At 69.0% G+C, this 22318-nt stretch carries 20 protein-coding genes; 9 read left to right on the forward strand and 11 right to left on the reverse strand.

Going from position 1 to position 22318, the window contains the following annotated elements; translation table 11 throughout:
• Window positions 1-19 precede the first annotated feature (19 nt).
• On the reverse strand, window positions 20-952 hold the full coding sequence (locus tag BMG523DRAFT_RS02480; protein ID WP_011435154.1) for a biotin--[acetyl-CoA-carboxylase] ligase: 933 nt from the start codon (window positions 950-952) through the stop codon (window positions 20-22).
• A 212-nt stretch (window positions 953-1164) separates the two neighbouring features.
• Between BMG523DRAFT_RS02480 and BMG523DRAFT_RS02485 the strand changes: the two genes are divergently transcribed.
• The 4 genes from BMG523DRAFT_RS02485 to BMG523DRAFT_RS02500 all read left to right on the forward strand — a co-directional run bounded on the left by BMG523DRAFT_RS02485 (window position 1165) and on the right by BMG523DRAFT_RS02500 (window position 5493).
• The gene (locus BMG523DRAFT_RS02485; RefSeq protein ID WP_011435153.1) at window positions 1165-2760 is read left to right on the forward strand and encodes an acyl-CoA carboxylase subunit beta; all 1596 of its coding nucleotides are present in this window, start codon (window positions 1165-1167) and stop codon (window positions 2758-2760) included.
• Between the two features lie 125 nt (window positions 2761-2885).
• Entirely contained in the window at window positions 2886-3137 is a 252-nt protein-coding gene (locus BMG523DRAFT_RS22545) for an acyl-CoA carboxylase subunit epsilon (RefSeq protein WP_011435152.1), read from the forward strand.
• Between the two features lie 116 nt (window positions 3138-3253).
• A complete protein-coding gene (locus BMG523DRAFT_RS02495; protein WP_011435151.1) occupies window positions 3254-5011 on the forward strand; it encodes a biotin carboxylase N-terminal domain-containing protein in 1758 nt (585 codons plus the stop codon).
• Between the two features lie 71 nt (window positions 5012-5082).
• Window positions 5083-5493, forward strand: a complete 411-nt coding sequence (locus BMG523DRAFT_RS02500) for a DUF5313 family protein (RefSeq protein ID WP_011435150.1) — start codon at window positions 5083-5085, stop codon at window positions 5491-5493.
• A gap of 190 nt (window positions 5494-5683) precedes the next feature.
• On the opposite strand, the gene BMG523DRAFT_RS02505 is transcribed toward BMG523DRAFT_RS02500, so the two are convergent.
• Window positions 5684-7165 carry an NAD(P)H-quinone dehydrogenase gene (locus BMG523DRAFT_RS02505; RefSeq protein WP_011435149.1) on the reverse strand — a complete coding sequence of 494 codons (1482 nt, stop codon included), beginning with the start codon at window positions 7163-7165 and terminating at the stop codon, window positions 5684-5686.
• A 193-nt stretch (window positions 7166-7358) separates the two neighbouring features.
• On the opposite strand from BMG523DRAFT_RS02505, the gene BMG523DRAFT_RS02510 reads away from it, so the two are divergent.
• Window positions 7359-7799 carry a gamma-glutamylcyclotransferase gene (locus BMG523DRAFT_RS02510; RefSeq protein WP_011435148.1) on the forward strand — a complete coding sequence of 147 codons (441 nt, stop codon included), beginning with the start codon at window positions 7359-7361 and terminating at the stop codon, window positions 7797-7799.
• 106 nt (window positions 7800-7905) lie between these two features.
• On the opposite strand, the gene BMG523DRAFT_RS02515 is transcribed toward BMG523DRAFT_RS02510, so the two are convergent.
• The 4 genes from BMG523DRAFT_RS02515 to BMG523DRAFT_RS02530 form a co-directional block, all read right to left on the reverse strand.
• Window positions 7906-9123 (reverse strand): amidohydrolase, encoded by a 1218-nt coding sequence (locus BMG523DRAFT_RS02515; RefSeq protein WP_023839885.1) that lies wholly within the window; start codon window positions 9121-9123, stop codon window positions 7906-7908.
• 75 nt (window positions 9124-9198) lie between these two features.
• A complete protein-coding gene (locus BMG523DRAFT_RS02520) occupies window positions 9199-10347 on the reverse strand; it encodes a glutamate--cysteine ligase (RefSeq protein WP_011435146.1) in 1149 nt (382 codons plus the stop codon).
• A gap of 221 nt (window positions 10348-10568) precedes the next feature.
• On the reverse strand, window positions 10569-12425 hold the full coding sequence (aspS, locus tag BMG523DRAFT_RS02525; RefSeq protein ID WP_051623742.1) for an aspartate--tRNA ligase: 1857 nt from the start codon (window positions 12423-12425) through the stop codon (window positions 10569-10571).
• Between the two features lie 190 nt (window positions 12426-12615).
• Window positions 12616-13002 (reverse strand): hypothetical protein, encoded by a 387-nt coding sequence (locus BMG523DRAFT_RS02530; protein WP_023839883.1) that lies wholly within the window; start codon window positions 13000-13002, stop codon window positions 12616-12618.
• A 39-nt stretch (window positions 13003-13041) separates the two neighbouring features.
• Here BMG523DRAFT_RS02530 and BMG523DRAFT_RS02535 point away from each other — a divergent pair, with 39 nt between their 5' ends.
• Window positions 13042-13854 carry a purine-nucleoside phosphorylase gene (locus BMG523DRAFT_RS02535; RefSeq protein WP_023839882.1) on the forward strand — a complete coding sequence of 271 codons (813 nt, stop codon included), beginning with the start codon at window positions 13042-13044 and terminating at the stop codon, window positions 13852-13854.
• Window positions 13855-13872: 18 nt separating this feature from the next.
• Window positions 13873-15933, forward strand: a complete 2061-nt coding sequence (locus BMG523DRAFT_RS02540) for a phospho-sugar mutase (protein WP_043590259.1) — start codon at window positions 13873-13875, stop codon at window positions 15931-15933.
• Here BMG523DRAFT_RS02540 and upp read toward each other — a convergent pair.
• Window positions 15879-16517, reverse strand: a complete 639-nt coding sequence (gene upp / locus BMG523DRAFT_RS02545; protein ID WP_011435142.1) for a uracil phosphoribosyltransferase — start codon at window positions 16515-16517, stop codon at window positions 15879-15881. The genes BMG523DRAFT_RS02540 and upp overlap by 55 nt on opposite strands.
• Window positions 16518-16554: 37 nt before the next feature.
• On the opposite strand from upp, the gene deoC reads away from it, so the two are divergent.
• Window positions 16555-17337 (forward strand): deoxyribose-phosphate aldolase, encoded by a 783-nt coding sequence (deoC, locus tag BMG523DRAFT_RS02550; RefSeq protein ID WP_043590261.1) that lies wholly within the window; start codon window positions 16555-16557, stop codon window positions 17335-17337.
• Window positions 17338-17439: 102 nt separating this feature from the next.
• Here the strand turns inward: deoC and BMG523DRAFT_RS02555 are convergent, their stop codons facing one another.
• The 4 genes from BMG523DRAFT_RS02555 to BMG523DRAFT_RS02570 form a co-directional block, all read right to left on the reverse strand.
• A complete protein-coding gene (locus BMG523DRAFT_RS02555) occupies window positions 17440-18159 on the reverse strand; it encodes a DNA-3-methyladenine glycosylase I (RefSeq protein ID WP_235462815.1) in 720 nt (239 codons plus the stop codon).
• Window positions 18159-19259 (reverse strand): adenosine deaminase, encoded by a 1101-nt coding sequence (locus tag BMG523DRAFT_RS02560; protein ID WP_011435139.1) that lies wholly within the window; start codon window positions 19257-19259, stop codon window positions 18159-18161. Before BMG523DRAFT_RS02560 ends, BMG523DRAFT_RS02555 begins: the two co-directional genes overlap by 1 nt.
• Before the next feature lie 87 nt (window positions 19260-19346).
• Window positions 19347-20651: a thymidine phosphorylase gene (locus tag BMG523DRAFT_RS02565; RefSeq protein WP_011435138.1), complete on the reverse strand. Its 1305-nt coding sequence runs from the start codon at window positions 20649-20651 to the stop codon at window positions 19347-19349.
• A complete protein-coding gene (locus BMG523DRAFT_RS02570) occupies window positions 20648-21082 on the reverse strand; it encodes a cytidine deaminase (protein ID WP_035730893.1) in 435 nt (144 codons plus the stop codon). Before BMG523DRAFT_RS02570 ends, BMG523DRAFT_RS02565 begins: the two co-directional genes overlap by 4 nt.
• A gap of 121 nt (window positions 21083-21203) precedes the next feature.
• Between BMG523DRAFT_RS02570 and BMG523DRAFT_RS26165 the strand changes: the two genes are divergently transcribed.
• Window positions 21204-22318: serine/threonine-protein kinase (locus BMG523DRAFT_RS26165; RefSeq protein WP_235462818.1), on the forward strand; the 1115-nt coding region annotated here is incomplete at its 3' end.

Consider the following 22318-nt stretch of genomic DNA (forward strand, 5'->3'; position numbering starts at 1 on the left):
ATCACTGCCGGGTCCCTCGTCACCGCAGGTGAACGATGTCGGCGGCGCTGTAGGGTCGCCCGTTGACGACGAGCCGGCCGTCGGGGTCAACGTCGGTGGCGGTCCCGAGCACCGCCGAACCGTCCGGCAGCTCGACGCGCACCCGCCTGCCGATCGTCGCGCACACCCGTAGGTACTCCGCGCGAGCCGCTTGCGGGTCGGCCTCCCAGCCAGTGATCGCCCCGACGAGATCCGCGAGTACCACCCCGAGCAGCTCGGTCCGGTCCAGAGCCGCCGGAAGCGCGCCGCTGAGCAGCAGGCTTGTCGACCGCTCCGGGAGCTCGTCACGCTCCGCCATGACATTCAACCCAAAACCGATAATCACCGAGGGTGACGATAGTGGGACCTGGACGACCTCGACCAGGATGCCGGCGAGCTTCGCATCGTCAACGAGAACGTCATTGGGCCATTTCAGGACTGCGGGAACCGCCGCCACCTCGCGTAGCGTCGCCAGAAGCGAGGTTCCGACCACCATGGGCAGCCAGCCGAACAGTGACATCGGTAGCCGGGGTTGCAGCAGCAGCGAGACCGTCAACCCGGCACCAGGGCGAGACTCCCATGATCGGTCGAGCCGACCACGACCCGCCGTCTGCCGTTCGGCGACGAGAACCCGTCCCCGGCCGCGGGCGGTGTCTTCGCCCCGGGCGGTGTCTTCGCCCCGGGCGATGCGCGCCAGCGCGGCGTTGGTCGAGTCGGTCTCCTCTACCACCGTCAGGTCGAGACCGACCGCGGCGGCACGGGCCGCGAGGCGTGCGGCGTCCAGCGGTTCACGTGTTCCGACGGACGAGAATCGCCCCTCTCCGGCAGGGCGGGCCCGAGGGGACGCCGGCGAGGGCTTGCCGGACGGGAGCTTGCCGGACGCGGGCTGCTCGGGAGAGGGTCCCGCGGGTGCGGGCTCCTTCGAGGGTGGCACCGGTCCACCCTGCCAGACCGTCCGGTCACCCGTCGGCGACTCGGACGATCGGCGGACGATCGGCGGACGATCGGCGGACGATCGGCGGACGATCGGCGAGCTGATCCGGGATACGGTCAACTCGCCGGAGGCCCACGAATCTCGCCTATCCGGTGAGATCCGCTGCACATCAATCACACGCGTGGACCCACGGGGGTCGTACGCTGCCGGTTATGGCTCTTCCCGCGTCCGCAGAGGATTCCGCTCCCGACCCGCACACCACCGCAGGCCGACTCGCCCACCTGCGGCGCGTGAACGATGATGCCGTCCACGCCGGGTCCCAGCGAGCGGTCGACGCGCAGCATGCCAAGGGCAAGATGACAGCCCGCGAACGGGTCGAGGCCTTCCTCGACCCCGGGTCGTTCGTCGAGACCGACGCCTTCGCCCGCCATCGCGCGCACGACTTCGGCGTCCAGGCCAACCGGCCGTACGGCGACGGCGTGGTGACCGGGTACGGGACTGTCGACGGCCGGCAGGTCTGCGTGTTCAGCCAGGACTTCACCGTTTTCGGTGGCAGCCTGGGTGAGGTCTTCGGTGAGAAGATCGTCAAAATCATGGATCTTGCGTTGAAGACGGGCTGCCCCGTCGTGGGCATCAACGACTCCGGCGGAGCGCGTATCCAGGAGGGTGTCGTCTCCCTCGGTCTGTACGGCGAAATCTTCTACCGCAACGTGATGGCCTCCGGCGTCGTCCCACAGCTCTCACTGATCATGGGGCCATGCGCCGGTGGCGCCGTGTACTCCCCGGCGATCACCGACTTTACCCTGATGGTCGACCAGACCAGCCACATGTTCATCACCGGCCCCGACGTGATCAAGGAGGTCACCGGCGAGGACGTGGGCATGGAGGAACTGGGTGGCGCACACACCCACAACTCCCGCAGCGGTGTCGCGCACTTCCAGTCGGCCGACGAGACGGAGTGCCTCGAACTCGCCCGTGCGCTGCTGTCGTTCCTTCCGTCGAACAATCTCGACGACGCCCCGAGCTACGACGCCGTGGACGATCTGGACGCCGAGATCGACCCGGATCTCGACACGTTCATCCCCGACTCCCCGAACACTCCGTACGACATGCACCAGATCATCGAGCGGGTCCTCGACGAGGGTGACTTTCTCGAGGTCCACGCTCAGTTCGCCCAGAACATGATCGTCGGATTCGGCCGGGTGGATGGACGTTCTATCGGGGTGGTCGCCAACCAGCCGATGCAGTTCGCCGGCACCCTCGACATCGACGCCAGCGAGAAGGCCGCCCGGTTCGTCCGGACCTGCGACGCATTCAACATCCCGGTGCTGACTCTGGTCGACGTCCCCGGCTTCCTTCCCGGCACCTCCCAGGAGTGGAACGGCATCATTCGCCGTGGCGCCAAGCTGATCTACGCCTACGCAGAGGCCACCGTACCGAAAGTGACGGTGATCACTCGGAAGGCCTACGGCGGTGCCTACGACGTCATGGGGTCCAAGCACCTGCGGGCGGACATCAACCTTGCCTGGCCAACCGCCGAGATCGCGGTGATGGGCGCCCGGGGTGCCGTCAACATCATCTATCGACGGGATCTAGCCAGGTCCGAGTCACCGGAGACTCGTCGGGCCGAGCTGATCCAAGACTACACCGATCACTTCGCGACCCCTTACATCGCGGCGGAACGGGGCTATCTCGACGCGGTCATCAGCCCGTCGGAAACGCGGCGCGAGCTCATTCGAGCACTGCGTCTGCTGCGTACCAAGCGTGAATCCCTGCCACCGAAGAAGCACGGCAACATCCCGCTATAGGCGGGATCTGCCGTCGCCGGCTCGCCGGAAGGGGAATCCGCCCGCGGCGGAGATCTCCCGGGCCGCGGGCCCACGGACGGCATACGTACGACGCACCAGCTACTCGAGGTACCGAGGAGAAAAACGTGGTTCAGGACGATGACAGGCGGGCGAGTCAGCCTCGGCTGCAGCTGATCCGCGGTGAGGCGACGCCGGAGGAGATCGCCGCCGTGGTGGCGCTCCTGACGGCTCGCGCCGTTCCCTCGTCGGCACCGGCCACCCGCCGTTCGTCCTGGGCCAGCCCGACGCTGGCGCTCCGTGGCAGTCTCACCACCGGACCGGGGGCGTGGCAAAGGTCCGGGATGACGCCGGGTGCGCGCACTCGAGCCGACTGGTGATCAACCGATAGACATGACGTCGGGATGTCTGCAGCATCACATCTGGGTACAATGACAGCAAAATGTGCGGCCCGACTCACCTACACGCAGGCAGGCCGGACGAGGACGGGAGCGACGTGCGTAAGATCCTCATCGCCAATCGGGGAGAAATCGCGGTTCGAGTGGCCCGCGCCTGCCGCGACGCCGGATACACCAGCGTCGCAGTCTACGCGGAACCAGATATCAATGCCCTGCACGTACGCGTTGCTGACGAGGCATTTGCGTTGGGAGGCGCGACCCCTGGTGATTCGTACCTGCGCATCGACAAAATTCTCGATGCCTGCGAGTCCTCCGGGGCCGACGCCGTCCACCCGGGATACGGTTTTCTCTCGGAGAATGCGGACTTCGCGGAGGCCGTGATCTCCGCAGGCCTCACCTGGATCGGCCCGCCGCCGGAGGCCATCCGCCGTCTCGGAGACAAGACCGCGGCCCGGCATATTGCACTAGCGGTCGGCGCGCCGCTCGCGCCCGGCACCGCAGACCCCGTGGCCGGCGTCGATGAGGTTGTCACCTTCGCCGGGCAGTACGGCCTTCCGGTTGCCATCAAGGCCGCTTTTGGTGGCGGAGGGCGCGGACTGAAGGTCGCTTGGACCGCGGAGGAGCTCCCCGAACTGTTTGACAGTGCCGTCCGGGAGGCGGTCGCGGCGTTCGGTCGCGGGGAATGCTTCGTCGAGCGGTATCTGGACCAGCCGCGCCACGTCGAGACCCAGATCCTGGCGGATACGCACGGCAACGTCGTCGTGGTCGGTACCCGCGACTGCTCACTCCAGCGCCGTTACCAGAAGCTCGTGGAGGAGGCGCCGGCACCGTTTCTCTCGGAGGCTCAGCTCCACTCGCTGTACGACGCCTCGAGGGCGATCTGCAAGAAAGCCGGCTATGTCGGGGCCGGGACCGTCGAGTTCCTCGTCGCCCGCGATGGCATGATCAGCTTCCTTGAAGTCAACACCCGCCTCCAGGTCGAGCATCCGGTGACCGAAGAGGTCTCCGGAGTGGACCTGGTTCGTGCCCAGTTCCGTATCGCCGAGGGTGAGGCACTCGACTTCACCGATCCGGCTCCTCGCGGTCACTCCATCGAATTCCGCATCAACGGTGAGGATCCCGGCCGTAACTTCCTTCCCGCACCCGGCACGGTCACCAAGCTGATCGCGCCGGCCGGCCCCGGCGTCCGGCTCGATACCGGCATCGAAAGCGGCAGCGTCATCGGCGGCGCCTTCGACTCCCTGCTCGCAAAGCTCATCATCACCGGAGCAACCCGGCAGGAAGCTCTGCAGCGGGCTCGGCGTGCCCTCGATGAGATGGTCATCGAGGGAATGGCGACGGCGCTGCCGTTCCACCGCGCGGTCGTACGGGATCCCGCCTTCGCCCCGGAGGACGCCGCAGAGCCTTTCCGTATCCACAACCGCTGGATCGAAACCGAGTTCGACAACACCATCCCGGCCTTCGCGGGAGGGACTGAGGCCGACACCACCCCCGAGCCGCGGGAGACCGTGGTTGTCGAGGTGAGCGGCAAACGCCTCGAAGTCGTGCTACCCGCCGGATTCGGTTCTGCCCCCGTCGCCGCTTCCCGGGGAGCGGCGCCCAAGCGGCGCGCTCGCGGCACGGCGGCGGCCAGGGTCACGGGCGACGCCCTGGCCAGTCCCATGCAGGGCACCATCGTGAAGGTCGCGGTCAACGACGGCGACACCGTTTCCGCGGGTGATCTGATCATTGTTCTGGAAGCGATGAAGATGGAACAGCCGATCAACGCGCATCGGGATGGCACGGTCACCGGACTGGCTGCGACCGTCGGCGCCGTTGTCACCAGCGGCACCGTGCTCTGTGAGATCAAAGACTAGAGCACACTGAAGCTCGACCTGCCCACCGTCGACTGCCACCTCTCCACCGCAGACTTCATAGGCTGCGAGGTATGGACGGTAACGACAGCCCGACGGTGAGCGGCCAGGACCGGAAGCTGGCGGTGGCCCGCCCGGTCGTTCAGCGACCACCGCTGACCGGGCGAGTGCACTACCTGCTTGGGGGGACCCTTCCTCCGGCCTACAACGACTGGGTCTCGCATGACCTCACCGGCCCCGGCTGGAGGCTGCGCCAGGCGACACGGCCCTTCCTGCTGATGTTGCCCTTCGCGCTGATCTTTGCCCTGCTGCCCGGTGAGCTCGAAGTCCGAGCCATCGTCGTCGCGTTTCTTCTGATTTCTGGGATCGGGCTCGGCTTCGCCACCAGCGGGTTCTTCCGGAACCGCCGGCTGGAACAGCATGGCTTTCCTCCAATTTTCCCCACGAGCGACGATGAGGACGAGGGGGACGGGGACAACTCGTAGCCTTCTCCACAGGCAGGCGTCGGCAGTACTCGCCGCGCCGACCTTCGTCATGAGAGTCGGGACGGGTCGGTGCCCGCGCCACTCGTCTGCGTCTGCGGGCAGCGCCCGGCAGCGGCGACTGCCGTCCGCGGCCCAACACGGCAGCCCAAGATGGCAGGAGGTGCCGCGCGCGGCCCTGCCGGGCCCCTGCTCACTCTGGGTTGTCGAATCCCGCGAAGAAGTCGCGCGTACGCAGGACGCGAGCCGCCTCGGTGATCGATCCGGAGAGCGACGGGTAGATCGAGAACGTATGTGCGATTTGATCGACGGTCAGACCGTGTTCGACCGCGAGCGAGATAGAGAGGATGAGTTCGGATGCACGCGGCGCGACAATGACACCGCCAAGCACACTTCCACTCCCCGGACGGCAGAACAGTTTCACGAAGCCGTCCTCAATACCCATCATCTTCGCCCGCGGATTCCGCGAGAGTGGAACTGTGGTCACCTCGGCTGCGACTGCCCCGGTGTCCTTCATCACCTGCGTGACTCCGACGGTGGCGATTTCCGGCTCGGTGAAGATGTTGGACGACACCGTCCCGAGCCGCAAGGGTGTGACGGCCTCGCCGAGGGCGTGCCACATGGCGATACGCCCCTGCATCGCGGCGACCGATGCGAGCGGGAGGACTCCGGTGCAGTCACCGGCCGCGTAGACACCCGGCACCGAGGTCCGCGACATCCGGTCCACGTTCACATGCCCACCAGGCCCAAGCCGTACCCCCACGTCAGTCAGTCCCAGGCCCTTGGTGCGTGGTACCGAACCAACCGCCATCAGAGCGTGGCTTCCCGTAACGGTCCGGCCGTCGGTCAGCTCGACGATCACACCGTCCCCGATGCGCCGTACCGACGCCGCCCTCGATCGGTTGAGCACCTCGATCCCACGCCGCACGAACACATCCTCGATGACCCGGGCGGCATCCGGGTCCTCCCCCGGCAGCACGCGTTCGCGCGAGGAAACCAGCGTGACCTCGGCGCCAAGCGCCCGATACGCGCTGGCGAACTCGGCTCCGGTGACGCCGGAACCGACGACGACCAGATGTTCGGGTATCTCCTTGAGGTCGTAGAGGTGGCGCCAGGTGAGAATCCGCTCACCATCTGGCCGGGCCGTGGGGAGGTCGCGTGGTGAGGCGCCGGTCGCGATCAAAATCACATCACCGACGAAGGTTTCACCGGTGCTGGTCTCGACTGCGTGCGGCCCGACGAGGCGCCCAGAGGCGTGCACGACATCGACCTTCTCGCGCTCGAGCCGGCGCTCGATGTCCAGGGACTGGGCCTTGGCTAGATCACGGACCCGTTCGTACACCTGCTCCGCATCCACATTGACGACCTCCGGGGGCGTGAGCGGCCGGGTGCCCGAGTCCGTGCCGGTACTGATCCCCCAGGCCACGGGGGGCAACGCCGGTTCCGGCCCAGAGCCAAGACTATGCGGGCGGACACCCAGGCCGGGAGCTAGAGCGAGGTTCGTCATGGTCTCCGAAGTTGCGATCAAGGTTTTGGAGGGAACGCAGTCGGTGAGCACACAGGCACCACCGACCCCCTCCGAGTCGATGACGGTGACCGTCGCGCCGAGTGAGGCGCCGACGAGAGCCGCCTCGTAGCCTCCGGGCCCTCCACCAAGAATGACGATGCGAGTCACGTGCCCTCCCGATCCGGTATCGCTTCCTTATCATCTTGCCCCGCCGCCGCGGCCGCTCTCCTGCCGGTGCGGGAGGCTCCGTAGGATCGCAGACGGAGTCCGACATCGGCGATGTCAGGTAGGGCCATCTTCCTCCTTTCATGAGCGGAAATTACAGTTACAATCACGCACCGTAACCCTCCGAGAGATCACAATGACCTTGTACGCGGCTTACGCCGGCAACCTCGACCCGGCGCAGATGAAGGAGCGGGCCCCGCACTCGCCCGTGACCGGCACTGGATGGATCAATGGCTGGCGTCTCACGTTCGGCGGTGAAAACGTCGGTTGGGATGGAGCCTTGCCGACCATCGTCGAGGCTCCGGGTGCTCACGCGTACGTCCTTCTGTACGACCTCGACCGTTACGACCTGGAACGGCTCGACGTCTGGGAGGGCGCGGACACCGGCCTGTACACCCGCATCCGGGTGCGGGTCTCCACCCTTGATGGGGAGGCCCTCGCCTGGACCTATGTTCTCGACGCCTACGAGGGAGGACTCCCGTCGCGCCGGTACCTCGAGATGATCGCCGATTCCGCGGAGAAGGCCGGGGCACCCGCCGATTACGTGGCCGAACTCCGTTCGCGACCGACCGCATGACGCATCACGGCAGCGTGACGCATCACGGCAGCGTGACGCATCACGGCAGCGTGACGCATCACACCATGAGGCGCGGCCGCGGATCCGGACAGAGGCGGACGTAGCGTCACGGCGCCGGGGGCGTATGGGTCAGCAGATCGAGAGCCGCGCCGGCAAGCAGCTTCACGCCCACACCGATCGCCCTCTCGTCCACGTCGAAGCTGCCCTGGTGAAGGTCGTAGGTGTGGCCGCCGGGTGTCCGAGTGCCCAATCGGGCCAAGGCCCCCGGCACGTGGTTCAGATACCAACCGAAGTCCTCGCCACCAAGCGATTGCGCCACCATGGTGGAGGCCCCATGACCAAACACGCGGTCGACGACGGTCCGAAGGACCTCGACGACATCCACGCTGTTCACCACGGGCGGCACGCCACGGCGGTAGTCGACCACGATCTGTGCTCCGTACGGTGCGACGAGCTGCTCGGCAACCTGAGTGACCAGCGCCGGCACGCTCTCCCAGGTCTCCCGGGACAGGGTGCGGACCGTGCCTCGAAGCTGACCGGTACGAGGGATGGCGTTGGCAACGGTTCCCGCCTGCACCTGACCCCAGACCAGGGAGAGCGCCGACCTGGGATCGACCAGTCGCCCCAACGCGGCAGGGAGATCGGCCGCAAGGCGGACGAGCGCGTACACCAGGTCGACTGTGTTCTGTGGCCGGGAGGTGTGACCGCCGGGCCCGGCCAGCGTGATTTCGACGGCATCGGCGGCAGAGGTGATCGGACCCGTCCGCAGACCGATCATGCCCAGGTCGAGCGCCGGATCGCAGTGCAGCGCGATCGCCGTGGTCACCGGCTTCAGCACGCCCGCGTCGATGATGTCCAACGCGCCGCCCGGCATGAGCTCCTCCGCGGGCTGGAACACCAGGCGCACGGTCCCGGGCAGCGTGGACACGCGTGCGACCTCGGCAAGCGCGAGTCCGGCGCCGAGCGCCACGGTCGTGTGTACGTCATGTCCGCAGGCGTGAGCCACACCCGGAACGGTGGAGCGGTACGGCACGTCCTTGATATCCGAGAGCGGAAGAGCGTCCATGTCGGCCCGCAGCATGATCACGGGAGCGCCTGGATCATGATCGACGCCGGCACCGATGTCACACCACAGGCCAGGAAGGTCCGGCAGGCGCTGCGGCGACAGTCCCGCGGCCCGAAGCCGCGCCTCGACCTGCTCGGCGGTGCGGTGCTCCTGCCGGCCGAGCTCCGGGTGAGCGTGGAGATCGCGACGCAACGCGATCAGCTCGGATTCGTGCGCGGCCACCCACCCGGCGACCGCCGCGGTCTCGTCAACCTTCATCTGCCGGCCGGGCTCCTCCCTGCACACGCCACGCGGGCCCTGAACGCAGGCGGTTCGGGGTATTCGCCGGCGTGTCTAGCCGTCGACTACCGGACGGCCGGTGTTCATCTCTTCGAGAAGGGTATCGACGACCCGGGTGAGATCTCCACCGGCCCGCCGGGCGGCGTCCCGCTGCCGGATATAGCTCGCGCCCGTCCGCAGGATGGTCAGCGTGTCGGAGAGCTCGGATGAACAACCGAGACGGTGGGCGACCGGAAGCAGATCCTCCACGAGATCGGTGATGTCATCCCGGACCGGCCGGATACCGCCCCGACCATCGACGATGATCTGCGCGTCCAGACCGTACCGGGCCGCCCGCCACTTGTTCTCCTGCACGAGCCATCGTTGCGGGGTCGGGAGACGATACCCACGATCGATCTGGGTGTTCATGCGGTCAACCAGGCACTGCGCGAGAGCCGCAACCGCCCCCACCTCCATCAGGGACGGCAGACCATCGCAGACCCGCAGTTCCACGGTGCCGAAGTTGGGATGTGGACGGATGTCCCACCAGACCTCGCGGATCGTCTCGATGGTGCCGGAGACAATCAGTGTCTCCATGAACGACTCGAAACCCGGCCAGTCCTCCAACGGGTACGGCAGCCCCGCGGTGGGCAGGCTCGCGAAGACCTGTGATCGCGATGAGGCCAGCCCGGTGTCTCCGCCCAGCCAGTAGGGCGACGACGCCGACAAGGCGAGAAAATGTGGGACATAGGCCATCAGAGCGTTCACGATCGGCATGGCCTTGTCCGCAGACCGCACTCCGACATGTACGTGGACGCCGAAGATGAGCAGCCGCCGGGCCAACCACTGCATCTGGCTGACCAACCGGAAATAGCGATGATCCTCGGTGATGCGCTGTCCCATATAGTCACTGGCTGGGTGCGTGCCGCTGCACATCAGCCCGATCCCGCGCCGTTCCGCCAGATCGCGCAGCAGCGAGACGGTTCCAGACAGGTCCGCGGTCGCTTCCTCCACCGAGTCGCAGACCCCGGTGATGACCTCGATGGTCGACTCGAACAGCTCGTGCTTGGCCTTGGCCGCCTCGCACTCCCCGACCTTCGCCCGCAGCTCGTGAAGAATCCCGCTGGCCTCGCCGCGAAGTTCGCGCGATTGCTGGTCGACGAGCTGCAGCTCCCATTCGATGCCGAGACTGGTGCTCGACGACGACGAGAAAGGGATCTGCACCTGGCCTCCTGGGGTCGGGTCTCGGGGTCGGTAACAGCTCGGGGTCGGTAACAGCACCAGACAGCCGTCACCCACCGGCTCGGCTCACGGGCAGCAGAAGGTGACTACCCCATTCGGCCCGTTCCTACCCCACCACCCCACCGGGGAAGCTGGCCAAAGGCCTGGTCGCGGCAATGCCCGGCCCCGACCACCGCACCGCTCATCGGCCAGGCCCGACGCACTCAGACGGCTACCGGGCCCTGCCCCTGTCCCGGTGCCGGTGCCGGTGCCGGTGCCGTGACCACCCGCACCCCCAGCTCACGCAGCTGACGATCGGTCACGGGCGTCGGGGCGCCCGTCAACGGGTCGAGTCCCGACTGGGTCTTGGGAAAGGCGATGACCTCCCGGATGTTCTCCTCACCGGCGAGGATCGCCACCAACCGGTCGATCCCCACCGCGAATCCGCCGTGCGGTGGTGCCCCGTAGCCAAAAGGGGTGAGGAAGAAGCCGAATCGAGCCTTCGCCTCCGCCGGCGAGATTCCGAGGATCCCGAAGATGCGCTGCTGGAGACCGCTCTCATGGATCCGGATCGAACCGGATCCGAGTTCCCAGCCGTTGAGCACCAGATCGTACGCCCGGCTACGCACCGCGAGCGGATCGGTCTCCAGCTTGTCCACATCGTCGGGGTGCGGACGGGTGAAGGGGTGATGCCCCGGCTTCGGCCGTCCGGTGCCAGGGTCCACCCCGACGAACAGCGGGAAGTCGACGACCCACACGAACCGCAACGGACCTTCGCCGGCCGGTGGGCGGCCCAGATCGTTGCGAAGCTGGCCGAGTACCTCGCAGGTGGTCGCCCACTCGTCGGCGACCAGGAGAAGAAGGTCTCCCGCCACCGCCGCGGTTGCCGCGACGATGCCGGCGAGTTCCTCGGCGGAGAGAAACTTCGCCACCGGGGACTCCAGTTCACCGCCGGGACCGACCCGCATCCAGACCAGGCCCTTCGCGCCCAGTCCCTTCGCCCGCGCGGTGAGATCGTCGAGCTTGCGCCGGTTGTGCGAGGCCGATCCGCCGGGTACGCGGATTCCCTTGACGGCCTCGGCCCCGGCGAACGCCTTGAAACCGCTACCCGCGAAGACCGCGGTCAGCTCTACGAGTTCCATGCCGAACCGCAGGTCCGGCTTGTCGACCCCGAAGCGGTTCATCGCCTCGTGCCAGGACATCCGCTCGATCGGCGGCACGGGGCCGCCGGTCACCGCCCGGGCCGCGGCCAAAACCGCCGCCGACGTCACGTCGAGCACGTCGTCCTGGTCCACGAAGCTCATCTCGAGGTCGAGCTGGGTGAACTCGTACTGCCGGTCGGCCCGTAGGTCCTCGTCGCGCAGGCACCGGGCGAACTGGAAATAGCGATCCGTCCCACCCACCATGAGCAGCTGCTTGAAAAGCTGGGGTGACTGCGGGAGGGCGTAAAAACTGCCTGGGAACTGGCGCGACGGAACGATGAACTCCCGTGCTCCCTCCGGGGTCGAGGGCATCAGCAGCGGCGTCTCGACCTCGACGAAGTCCAGCGGGGCAAGCGCCGAGCGCATCGCCGCAAGAACCGCCGAGCGGATCCGCAGGTTGCGCTGCATCCGGTCACGGCGCAGATCGAGATAGCGGTAGGCGAGACGAGTGGCCTCATCGACGGAGTCGGCTCGATCGTCCAGCGGGAACGGCGGCGGTGTCGCGACCGAGAGCACCTGCACCTCGCAGTCGCGTAGTTCGACCTCGCCCGTGGCCAGGGCGGGGTTCGCGGTCCCCTCCGGGCGGACGGCGACGGTACCGGTGATCCGCAATACGTACTCGGTCCGGACGTCGACCGAGCCGTCGACGACCGCCTGAATGATCCCGGAATGGTCACGCAGGTCGACGAAGGTCAGCGACTGGCCATGCTGACGGCGATGCGCCACCCAGCCACACACCGTCACGGTCTGGTCAACGTGATCCGATCGCAGATCACCGCACATATGTGTGCGCATGGCCGTGCGCTGCCGCCCGCCCGAGGTGGCGGCCCCCGCCACCGGGATCGGTAGCTCGCCGGTGGTCGACTGGGTCGTAGTCATCGATCCGTTGTTCCCATCGCAGTCTGGTCCGGCCCGCCGGGTACTTTTCTCGCCAGATGTGTGGCGATGTCACCGCGCCCGTCGCGGGATCCAGTCCTGACCCTATCGGCCGGTAACCGCGAGACCGCCGCTCCCGGCGGCCGCACGGGCCACACAGGCCGCACAGGCCGCACGGCGAGATCGTTCACTGTTAGCGCAGCGCGCGGATGAAACGGCTCGCCTCCCCGCGTAGCCGGGCCGGGATGCGCAGAACCTGACGGCCGCGGGGAGTGGTGAGCTCGACGGTGATCACATCTCCGTGCTTGACGCCTCGGGACGCCGTCACCTCACGACGGTCGAAGACGACGTCGAACCAGTCGCCCTCCCGCGGGAAGGGGGCGAGGACCAGCAGCCGCCGATCGGTCAGCACGATCCAGCGCGAGGCCCCGAACCGGTGTCCGACGAAGGATTCGACCTTCGCCGTGAACCGTCCGGGTCCGCTCGGGTCGGTGAGCCGACCGCGCAGCACGACCTCGGTGAACTCGCCGGACTCCAGGGGCACTGCCGGGAGACGACGGTGGGACGGTATCAGGGGCACGGGCGTCAGTGTCCTCCACACACCCCGTACAGTCGCCGGGTGAGGGCACAGGCGGACGAACCGAATGCGGCGGCCTCGGCCGCCACCCTGGCCGAGCTGACCGGAGCCGACCGGCACGACATCGCGATTGTGCTGGGATCGGGCTGGCCCCCGGCCGCCGATGTACTGTCCCGGCAGGCGACCGACGTCACCGAGGTCACGTTTACCCAACTCGGCGGCTTCCCCTCCAACACCGACGTTCCCGGGCACAAGCCGACCGCACGCTCCGTCCAGCTCGGCGACCGTCGCCTGTTGATCTATCTGGGTCGCGTGCATCCGTACGAGGGCCATGACCTGTCCCGGGTGGTCCACGCGGTCCGCCTGGCCTGTGCGGCCGGCGCGTCGACCGTCATACTGACGAACGCCGCCGGCGGTCTGCGCGCGGACATGTACGTCGGCCAGCCCGTCCTCGTCGCTGACCATCTGAACCTGACCGGCCGCTCGCCCCTGGTCGGCCCGGCGTTCACCGACCTGACCGACGCCTATTCCCCCCGGCTACGGACGCTTGCCCGCGAGGTCGATCCCACCCTGACCGAAGGGGTGTATGCGGGACTGCCCGGTCCGCACTTCGAGACACCCGCGGAGATCCGCATGCTGCGGCTCCTGGGAGCCGACCTGGTCGGCATGTCGACCGTGCACGAGACGATCGCGGCGCGGGCCGCCGGAGCGGAGGTGCTGGCCCTGTCCCTGGTCACCAACCTCGCGGCGGGGATGAGCGGCAAGCCGCTGGATCATCTCGAGGTGCTGACCGCGGGAGCCGCCGCCGCGGAACGCCTGGGTATCCTGCTCGCCGACATCGTCACCCGGCTGTAGGACCGCGGCGGAATCGCGATGCCGTCCGCGTCCCGACCCGGCCCGACGTCCCTGCCCAGCCCGACGTCCCTGCCCAGCCCGACGTCCCTGCCCAGCCCGCTCGCCGAGCAGGTCGAGGCCTGGCTGAACGATGATCCGGATCCCGCCGACCGGGCCGAACTGGCCCGGCTGCGCGACGGCGCGGGTCACGATGCCACGCTGCTCGCGGAACTGACCACACGTTTCCACGGACCGCTGCGGTTCGGCACAGCCGGGTTGCGCGGGCCACTGCGCGCCGGTCCAGCCGGCATGAACACTGCCGTGGTGCGCCGCGCCGCCGCCGGACTCGCCACCTGGCTCACGAGCAGGGCACCACCAGCACCGGCACCACCAGCACCGGCGGCACCGAAGCCGGATCCGGCCACGGCCGGGAGCTCCATGAACGCCGCACCGGGCTCGGCCGCGGCCCCGAATTCCTCGACGGCGACCGTCGTCGTCGGCTACGACGCCCGGCATCGCAGCGAGGCGTTCGCCCTCGACAGCGCCCGGGTGTTCGCCGGTGCCGGATTGCGGGCGCTGGTACTCCCCGGGCCGCTACCCACTCCGGTGCTGGCCTTCGCCGTGCGCAGGCTGGGCGCGGACGCCGGCGTGATGGTCACGGCCAGCCACAATCCGGCCACCGACAACGGCTACAAGGTCTACCTGGGTGATGCTTCCTCTGACGCCGCGAGGGGAGCGCAGCTCGTGGCTCCGGCGGACCGTGAGATCGAAGGAATGATCGCGGCTGCCGGCCCCGCCCGGGCGATCCCACTCGCCGAGACCTGGCGGAGGCTCGATGCGGATGTCGTCGACGACTACATACACGCGGCGGCCACGGCCGGCCGGGCAGCCACCGCCACCGCCACCGCCACAGCCACAGCCACCGCCACCGCCACAGCCACAGCCACAGCCACAGCCACCGACCTACGCACAGACGTGACCACAGACCCGACGGCCCTGACCGTTGCGTACACCCCGTTGCACGGTGTCGGCGCAGGCGTTCTCGGCGCCGTGTTCACCGCCGCGGGTCTCGCCGCACCCAGGGTCGTCCACGAGCAGGCCGAACCCGATCCGGAGTTTCCGACAGTCCAGTGGCCGAACCCCGAGGAGGCGGGGGCGATGGACCGGGTTCTGGCGCTCGGCGAGCGCATCGACGCCGATCTGGTACTCGCCAACGATCCCGACGCCGACCGGTGCGCCGTCGCCGTCGGAGGGCGGGTACTCAGCGGCGACGAGGTCGGTCTGCTTCTCGCCGATCATGTCCTGCACTCCTGCCCCGGTCCGGTGGCGACCACCATCGTCAGCTCCTCCGGTCTGCGTGCGCTGGCCGCCGAGGTCGGCGTTCCTTACGCCGAGACGCTGACCGGATTCAAGTGGATCATGCGTGCGGACGCGCGGCTGGTCTTCGGCTACGAGGAGGCACTCGGCTACGCCGTCGCCCCGGAGCTGGTCCGCGACAAGGACGGCATCACCGCCGCCCTCGCCATCGCCCTGGTCGCCGCGCGGGCGAAGCAACGAGGCCGGACCTTGCCAGACCTGCTCGACGAGTTGTCCGCACGACTCGGTGTCCATCTCACGGGGCAACGCTCGGCGCGCTTCGACGACGTCACCCAGATCGACGAGACGATGCACCGCCTGCGGGCCCAGCCGCCGACCAGCCTCGCCGGGCGTCCCGTCACCGCGGTCCGTGACCTGCTGGCCGGTCCGCGGGACGGGGACGCACCGGCGGGAGGCATTCCCCCTCGACCCGCACGCCCCGTGGACCGCGCCGACGCGGCGCATCCGGTTCTGCCACCCGCCGACGTGCTCATGCTGTTCCTCGACGAGGACCGGGTGATCTTCCGCCCGAGCGGGACCGAACCCAAACTGAAGGTGTACCTCGAGACCGTGGAGCCGGTGCCGGGGCATGCCGTTGACGCGGTGCCCGCGGCTCGGGACCAGGCCGCGGCACGCCTGCTCCACCTGCATACGGCCGCGGGCAATCTGCTCGACGGACGCGACGGAGATCACATCTCGCCGAAGATCCGATCACCCGCGTCGCCGAGCCCGGGCACAATATAGGCCGTCTCGTTCAATCTCTCGTCGACCACGGCGGTCACAACGGTCAGGTCCGCCGTGCCGACCGCAGGGCCACCGGATTCCAGCGCCGCAAGGCCCTCCGGTGCTGCCACCACGGAGACCACGGTGACGCCCCGCGCCCCGCGGTCGGCGAGCAGCCGCAGACAGTGCAGGGCCGAACCGCCGGTGGCGAGCATCGGGTCGAGCAGCAGCACCGGGCGGCCGGCCAGATCGCTGGGCACCGCCTCCAGGTAGACCGTGGGTTCGAAGGTCGTCTCGTCGCGGGAGAGCCCGATGAACGCGGTGTGGGCGTCGGGAAGCAGGTTGAGCGCCGCCGGCAGCATGCCGAGCCCGGCCCGCAGCACCGGGACGACGACCGGCTCCGCGGCCAGCCGCACCCCGGAGGTCGTGGCCAGCGGAGTCGTGACGGCGACCGGCATCGTCGGCAGCGTACGGGTCGCCTCGTACACGAGCATCATCGCCAGGTCGTACAGGACGGGCCGGAACCGGGACCGGGGCGTGCGCTCGTCCCGCAGGACGGTCAGCGACGAGGCCGCGAGGGGATGGTCGACGATGTGCAGCTGCACGGAAGGACTCCTCGTACGCGAAGCCGGGCGATCGGCAATGATGCAACGTATGACAACGGCTCCGGCAGGATCGGACCGTCCCGGCGAGGAACCCGAGAAGTCCCCCTCCCGACCGGCCGCCGGCGCTCGCCCCACCCTGCGGCGCGCCGAGGTGGCCCGGATGGTCGACCACACACTGCTACAGCCGTCCGCCACCGGCGAGGAGATACTCGCGCTGTGCGGGGAGGCTGCCAAGCTGGGTGTCGGTGCTGTCTGTGTGGCGCCGACCCATGTCTACCTGGCCGCCGCGAGTACCCGACGGGACCGCGGTGAGGTCAGGCCGGCCTTCGGCGTCGCCTCTGTCATCGGCTTTCCGCACGGCACGCACCTGACCGTCATCAAGGCCGAGGAGGCGCGGCGGGCGGTCGCGGACGGCGCCACGGAGATCGACATGGTCATCGACATCGCCAACGCGATGGACGAGAACTGGCGAGCGATCGAGACCGAAATCACCGAGGTCCGGCTGTCGGTGCCGCCGGACGTCGTGCTCAAGGTCATCCTGGAGACGGCCCTGCTGCCGGACGAGAGCATCGGCGCCGCCTGCCGGGCAGCGGAGGCCGGCGGCGCCGAGTTCGTCAAGACCTCCACCGGTTTCCACCCGGCCGGCGGGGCCAGCGTGCGCGCAGTGCGGGCGATGACGGCGGCCGTGGGTGGCCGGCTCGGCATCAAAGCCTCGGGCGGCATCCGCACCACCGAGAAGGCGATCGAGATGATCGAGGCCGGCGCGACCCGGCTCGGGCTGTCCGCCTCCGCGGATGTGCTCGCCGGCTTTCCCAGGTGACCGGCTTCCCCGGATGATCCGCCGGAGCTCCACCCAGCCCATCCGGCCGGTTCACGGCCACGGACTGAACCGCCGCCGACGGCCACAGCCGAGATCTGACGGCTAGCCCACGCCCCCCGCCACCCAGCAGCCAGACAGATGATCATCAACGAGCCCGCAGGCCTGCATCAGAGCATAGGCGGTGGTCGGACCGACGAAGACGAACCCGGCCGCGCGCAGCCCCTTGGCGAGCGCCACCGACTCGGGGGTCTTCGCCGGCACGTCGGCGAGGGTGGCCGGCGCCGCCCGCCCCGTCGGCTCCGGCTGGAACGACCAGATCAGCTCCTCCAGAGGATGGTCGAGCGTAAGGACGGCGCGGGCGTTGACGATCGTCGCCTCGATCTTGCGACGGTTTCGGACGATGCCGGCGTCGGCGAGCAACCGGTCGACATCCGCGGAACCGAACGCGGCCACGGCTGCCGGGTCGAATCCGGCGAACGCCGCCCGGAACGCCGACCGCTTGCGCAGGATCGTCAACCACGACAGGCCGGACTGGAACGCCTCCAGGGTCAGCCGCTCGAACAGACCGACCGTGTCCCTGACCGGACGCCCCCACTCGTAGTCGTGGTAGGCGACGTACTCCGGCGTGGACAGACCCCACGGGCATCGCGGGCAACCATCGGCTCCCACCACGACATCCGAGGCGGGCCTCACCGGGACATCCGAGGCGGGCCTCACCGGCCCGGACGTCCCGGACCCGGAGATCCCGCTACCGAGCAGATCGGGTTCAGCGCCCGGCGGACCGCCGCTCAGCGGACCACCGCTCAGCGGACCACCGCTCATCAGGCTGACTCCGCGGAGACGAGCTCCGCATAGCCCGGCTTGATGACGTCGTTGATGAAATCGAGCCGCCGGTCGAAGGGCAGGAAGGCGGACTTCATCGCGTTGAGGGTAAGCCAGCGGATGTCGGACCAGCCGTAGCCGTTGACGTCCACGAGGGTCGCGAACTCACTCGACAGCGACACGCCGCTCATCAGCCTGTTGTCCGTGTTGACCGTGACCCGGAACTGCAGCCGGCGAAGCAGCCCGATGGGGTGCCGCTCGATGCTTGGCGCGGCTCCGGTGTGCACGTTCGACGAGGGACACATCTCCAGCGGCACCCGGACGTCGCGCACGTAGTTCGCGAGATCACCGAGGATCGCCTTACCGTCCGGATCGACCGTGATGTCATCGACGATGCGCACTGCGTGCCCCAGCCGATCGGCGTTGCACCACTGCACGGCCTCCCAGATCGACGGCAGGCCGAACGCCTCGCCCGCATGGATCGTGAAGTGGCCGTTCGCCCGCTGGATGTATTGGAAGGCATCCAGGTGACGGGTGGGCGGATTACCCGCCTCGGCGCCCGCGATGTCGAACCCGACCACGCCGGCATCGCGCCACCGGACCGCGAGCTGCGCGATCTCCAGCGAACGGGCCTGATGGCGCATCGCGGTGAGCAGGGCGCGAAGGTGCAGCGGTGTGCCGGCCGAACCGGCTCGGAACCCGTCAAGCACGGCCTCGACCACCGCGTCCAGGGACAGCCCGCGCTCGAGGTGCAGCTCGGGTGCGAACCGTACCTCGGCGTAGACGACGCCGTCGGCCGCGAGATCCTCCGCGCACTCCCGCGCCACCCGCATGATCGCATCCTGGGTCTGCATCACCCCCACCGTGTGCCGGAACGTCTCCAGGTAGCGGACGAGCGAACCGCTGTGCGCGCCGCCACGGAACCAGGTGCTCAGGGCGTGGACGTCCGTGGTCGGCAGATCGCGGTAACCGGTCTCGTCGGCGAGCTCTACCACCGTGGCCGGCCGGAGCCCGCCATCAAGATGATCATGAAGCAGTACCTTCGGTACCCGGCGGATATCCTCGACCGTGATCGTCGGGGACCGTGCGTCGTTCGTCATCATGTCCTCCGTCATCGTCTCGACGGTAGGCCACGGGTACGACAGAACAGCGACGGCACGATGACGACCCGGACCGCCGGGACCGGTTCAGCTGATGTGATCGAGGACAAGCGGTGTGCTCGGGGGCGGCGTCGCGGCGACCTCCACCGCTCCCGCCAGGGCCTCCCGGGCCCGCTCGACGCTGGCCGGGTCATCGGTGTGCAGTTCCAGCAACGGCTCGCCGGCCGTGACCGGGTCACCGATTCCCACCCGCCACCGCACGCCCGCCGTCGCGGAGACCGCGTCCTCCTTGCGGACCCGGCCCGCGCCAAGCCGCCAGGCCGCCAGGCCGACCGCTCGGGCGTCCAGGCGGTGGAGATGGCCGGTCGCCGGCGCGGGGACGGTCTCGACATGGCTCGCCGCCGGAAGCGGCGCGTCCGGATCGCCGCCCTGGGCCGCGACCATCGCCCGCCACACCGCAAAAGCGTCCCCGGCAGCCAGTACCTGCGCGGGATCATGAAGAGCACCGGACCGGTGGCCGAGTTCGGCGGCGACGAGGTCGATCATCACCCTGGCCAGCGCGACGGTGACCTCCACCAGATCCGCCGGCCCACCACCACGGAGGGTCTCCACGGCCTCGGCCACCTCCAGCGCATGCCCGGCGGTCCGGCCGAGGGGATGGTCCATCCCGGTCAGCAGGGCCTCGGTGCGGACCCCGGCGGCAACGCCGATCCGAACCATCGTCCGGGCGAGCTCACGGGCCTCATCCACCGACGTCATGAAGGCCCCGGAGCCGACCTTGACGTCCAGGACCAGCGCCGACGTGCCCTCGGCGATCTTCTTGCTCATGATCGACGATGCGATGAGCGGGATCGACTCGACGGTTCCGGTGACGTCCCGCAGCGCGTAGAGCCGGCGGTCGGCCGGGGCGAGGCCGGCACCCGCGGCGGCGATCACCGCACCCACCTCGGCGAGGAGCTCACGCATCCGGGCGGCCGACAGATCCGCCCGCCAGCCGGGGATCGCCTCCATCTTGTCCAGCGTTCCACCGGTGTGACCGAGCCCCCGCCCGGCGAGCTGTGGGACCGCGGCCCCACAGGCGGCGACCAGCGGCACCAGCACGAGCGAGACCTTGTCGCCGACCCCTCCGGTGGAGTGTTTGTCGACGGTGGGACGTCCCACACCGGTCAGATCCAGGCGCTCCCCACTGTCGATCATTGCGGCGGTCCAGCGGTCCAGCTCGGCGGGAGTCATCCCGCGCCACACCACCGCCATCAGGTACGCCGACATCTGCTCGTCGGCAACCAGACCCCGGGTGTAGGCGTCGACGAGCCAGTCGACGGCCCGGGGATCGACGGGTCGACCGTCCCGCTTGGCCCGGATCAGATCGACGACGTCGAAGCTTCCGCTCACGCGACACCCGGCAGATCGTGCGGTCCGAACGCTGCGGGGAGCAGGTCCGCGATGGTGCGCACGCCGTCGCCCATGGCGACGAGCAGATCCGGCCCGCCGTGCTCGTAGAGCAGCTGACGGCACCGTCCGCAGGGCGCCAACGGCGCACCGTCGGAGTCGACGCAAGCGAACGCCAGCAGCCGACCACCGCCTCTGGCGTGCAGCGCCGAGACGAGACCGCATTCGGCGCACAGCCCGAGGCCGTAGGACGCGTTCTCGACATTGCAGCCGACGACGATCCACGGGTCGTCACCGGTGGTACGTCCGGCGGCGTCCGGCAGATCCACGACCAGTGCGGCAGCACCAACCCGCAGACCCGAGTAGGGCGCGTAGGCACTCTGTGCGACACGGACAGCAGCGTTCCGCAACCGCTCCCAGTCTTTGTCGTTCACACTCCACCCCATGTCCGTGGTCCGTTCGGTCGCTGTCGCCAGCATGCCCGACCCCCCACGATCCGGCCACGATGTGATCCCATGGACGCGGGCCCCACCGGCGATCGGAAGGGACGACGGGATGGCAGGCGAGTCCCCGGACAATCCGGGTTCGGCCAGGGCGGTGACCCTCGTCGGGGGACGGTACCGGCTCGACGGGGTCATCGGACGCGGCGGATTCGGCGTCGTGCACCGGGCCACCGACGAGCTGCTCCAGCGCGTGGTTGCAGTCAAGGAAGTACGGCTGCCGCTCGGGGAGAACGCGGACGAACGCGGCCTGACCCGCGAGCGGGTCCTGCGCGAGGCGCGCGCCGCCGGTCGGCTGCATCATCCCGGTGCCGTCGCCGTCCTCGACGTCATCGACGATGGCGAGCTGCCCTGGATCATCATGGAATACGTTGACGGCCGGTCCCTCGCCACAATCATCAACGATCGCGGACCGCTGCCGGTCGAGGAGACGTGCCGGATCGGCATCAGCCTCGCCTACGCCCTGGAGGCCGCGCACCGGCTCGGCGTGGTGCACCGCGACGTCAAGCCGAGCAACGTGCTGGTGACCGCGGACGGCCGGGCCCGGCTGACCGACTTCGGCATCGCGGTCAGCCAGGGGGATCCCCGGCTTACCAGCACCGGGATGGTGATGGGCTCCCCCGCCTACCTGCCGCCGGAACGCGCCCGTGGCGATGCCGGCAGCGCCGCGGGTGACCGGTGGGGACTGGGCGCCACGCTGTTCACCACCGTCGAAGGTTACCCGCCCTTCACCGGCGGTGACCCGATTTCGGTGCTCGCCGCCCTGGTTCAGGGACGACGCCAGCCCTTCCGGCTGGCCGGACCGCTTATACCGGTGATCGACGACCTGATGGCCCCGCACGAGGCGAGCCGACCACCGCTCACCGTCGTACGCAGGCGACTGCGCGAGATAGTCGAACGAGATGCGGTCCGCCGGCCCTCGCGTCCTTCTCGGCCCACTCGCCCCCGCTCATCGACACGTACCACCTCCCCGGCCGCACGGGCCATACCGACCACACCGGCCGAGTCCGCCACCGAAGCCGTCCCCTCCGGCGACGTCACCGGGTTCCCGGAGACCGAGGTCCGGTCGGAGACCAGTGCCGTCTCCGGGATCAGTGCCGTCCCGGCACCGGTGGCCGCCCTGACCACGCCGGACACCGAGACGCGTCAGGACACCGAGACGCGTCAGGA

The organism is Frankia sp. BMG5.23, from assembly GCF_000685765.2.
GTDB classification, from domain to species: domain Bacteria; phylum Actinomycetota; class Actinomycetes; order Frankiales; family Frankiaceae; genus Frankia; species Frankia casuarinae.

Bases quoted from the DNA above. Each gene is read 5' to 3' on its own strand.
- BMG523DRAFT_RS02485 (WP_011435153.1), top strand. From the start codon at position 1,165: ATGGCTCTTCCCGCGTCCGCAGAGGATTCCGCTCCCGACCCGCACACC.
- BMG523DRAFT_RS02500 (WP_011435150.1), top strand. From the start codon at position 5,083: ATGGACGGTAACGACAGCCCGACGGTGAGCGGCCAGGACCGGAAGCTG.
- BMG523DRAFT_RS02510 (WP_011435148.1), top strand. From the start codon at position 7,359: ATGACCTTGTACGCGGCTTACGCCGGCAACCTCGACCCGGCGCAGATG.
- BMG523DRAFT_RS02515 (WP_023839885.1), bottom strand. From the start codon at position 9,123: ATGAAGGTTGACGAGACCGCGGCGGTCGCCGGGTGGGTGGCCGCGCAC.
- aspS (WP_051623742.1), bottom strand. From the start codon at position 12,425: ATGACTACGACCCAGTCGACCACCGGCGAGCTACCGATCCCGGTGGCG.
- BMG523DRAFT_RS02540 (WP_043590259.1), top strand. From the start codon at position 13,873: ATGCCGTCCGCGTCCCGACCCGGCCCGACGTCCCTGCCCAGCCCGACG.
- deoC (WP_043590261.1), top strand. From the start codon at position 16,555: ATGATGCAACGTATGACAACGGCTCCGGCAGGATCGGACCGTCCCGGC.
- BMG523DRAFT_RS02555 (WP_235462815.1), bottom strand. From the start codon at position 18,159: ATGAGCGGTGGTCCGCTGAGCGGTGGTCCGCTGAGCGGCGGTCCGCCG.
- BMG523DRAFT_RS02560 (WP_011435139.1), bottom strand. From the start codon at position 19,259: ATGACGAACGACGCACGGTCCCCGACGATCACGGTCGAGGATATCCGC.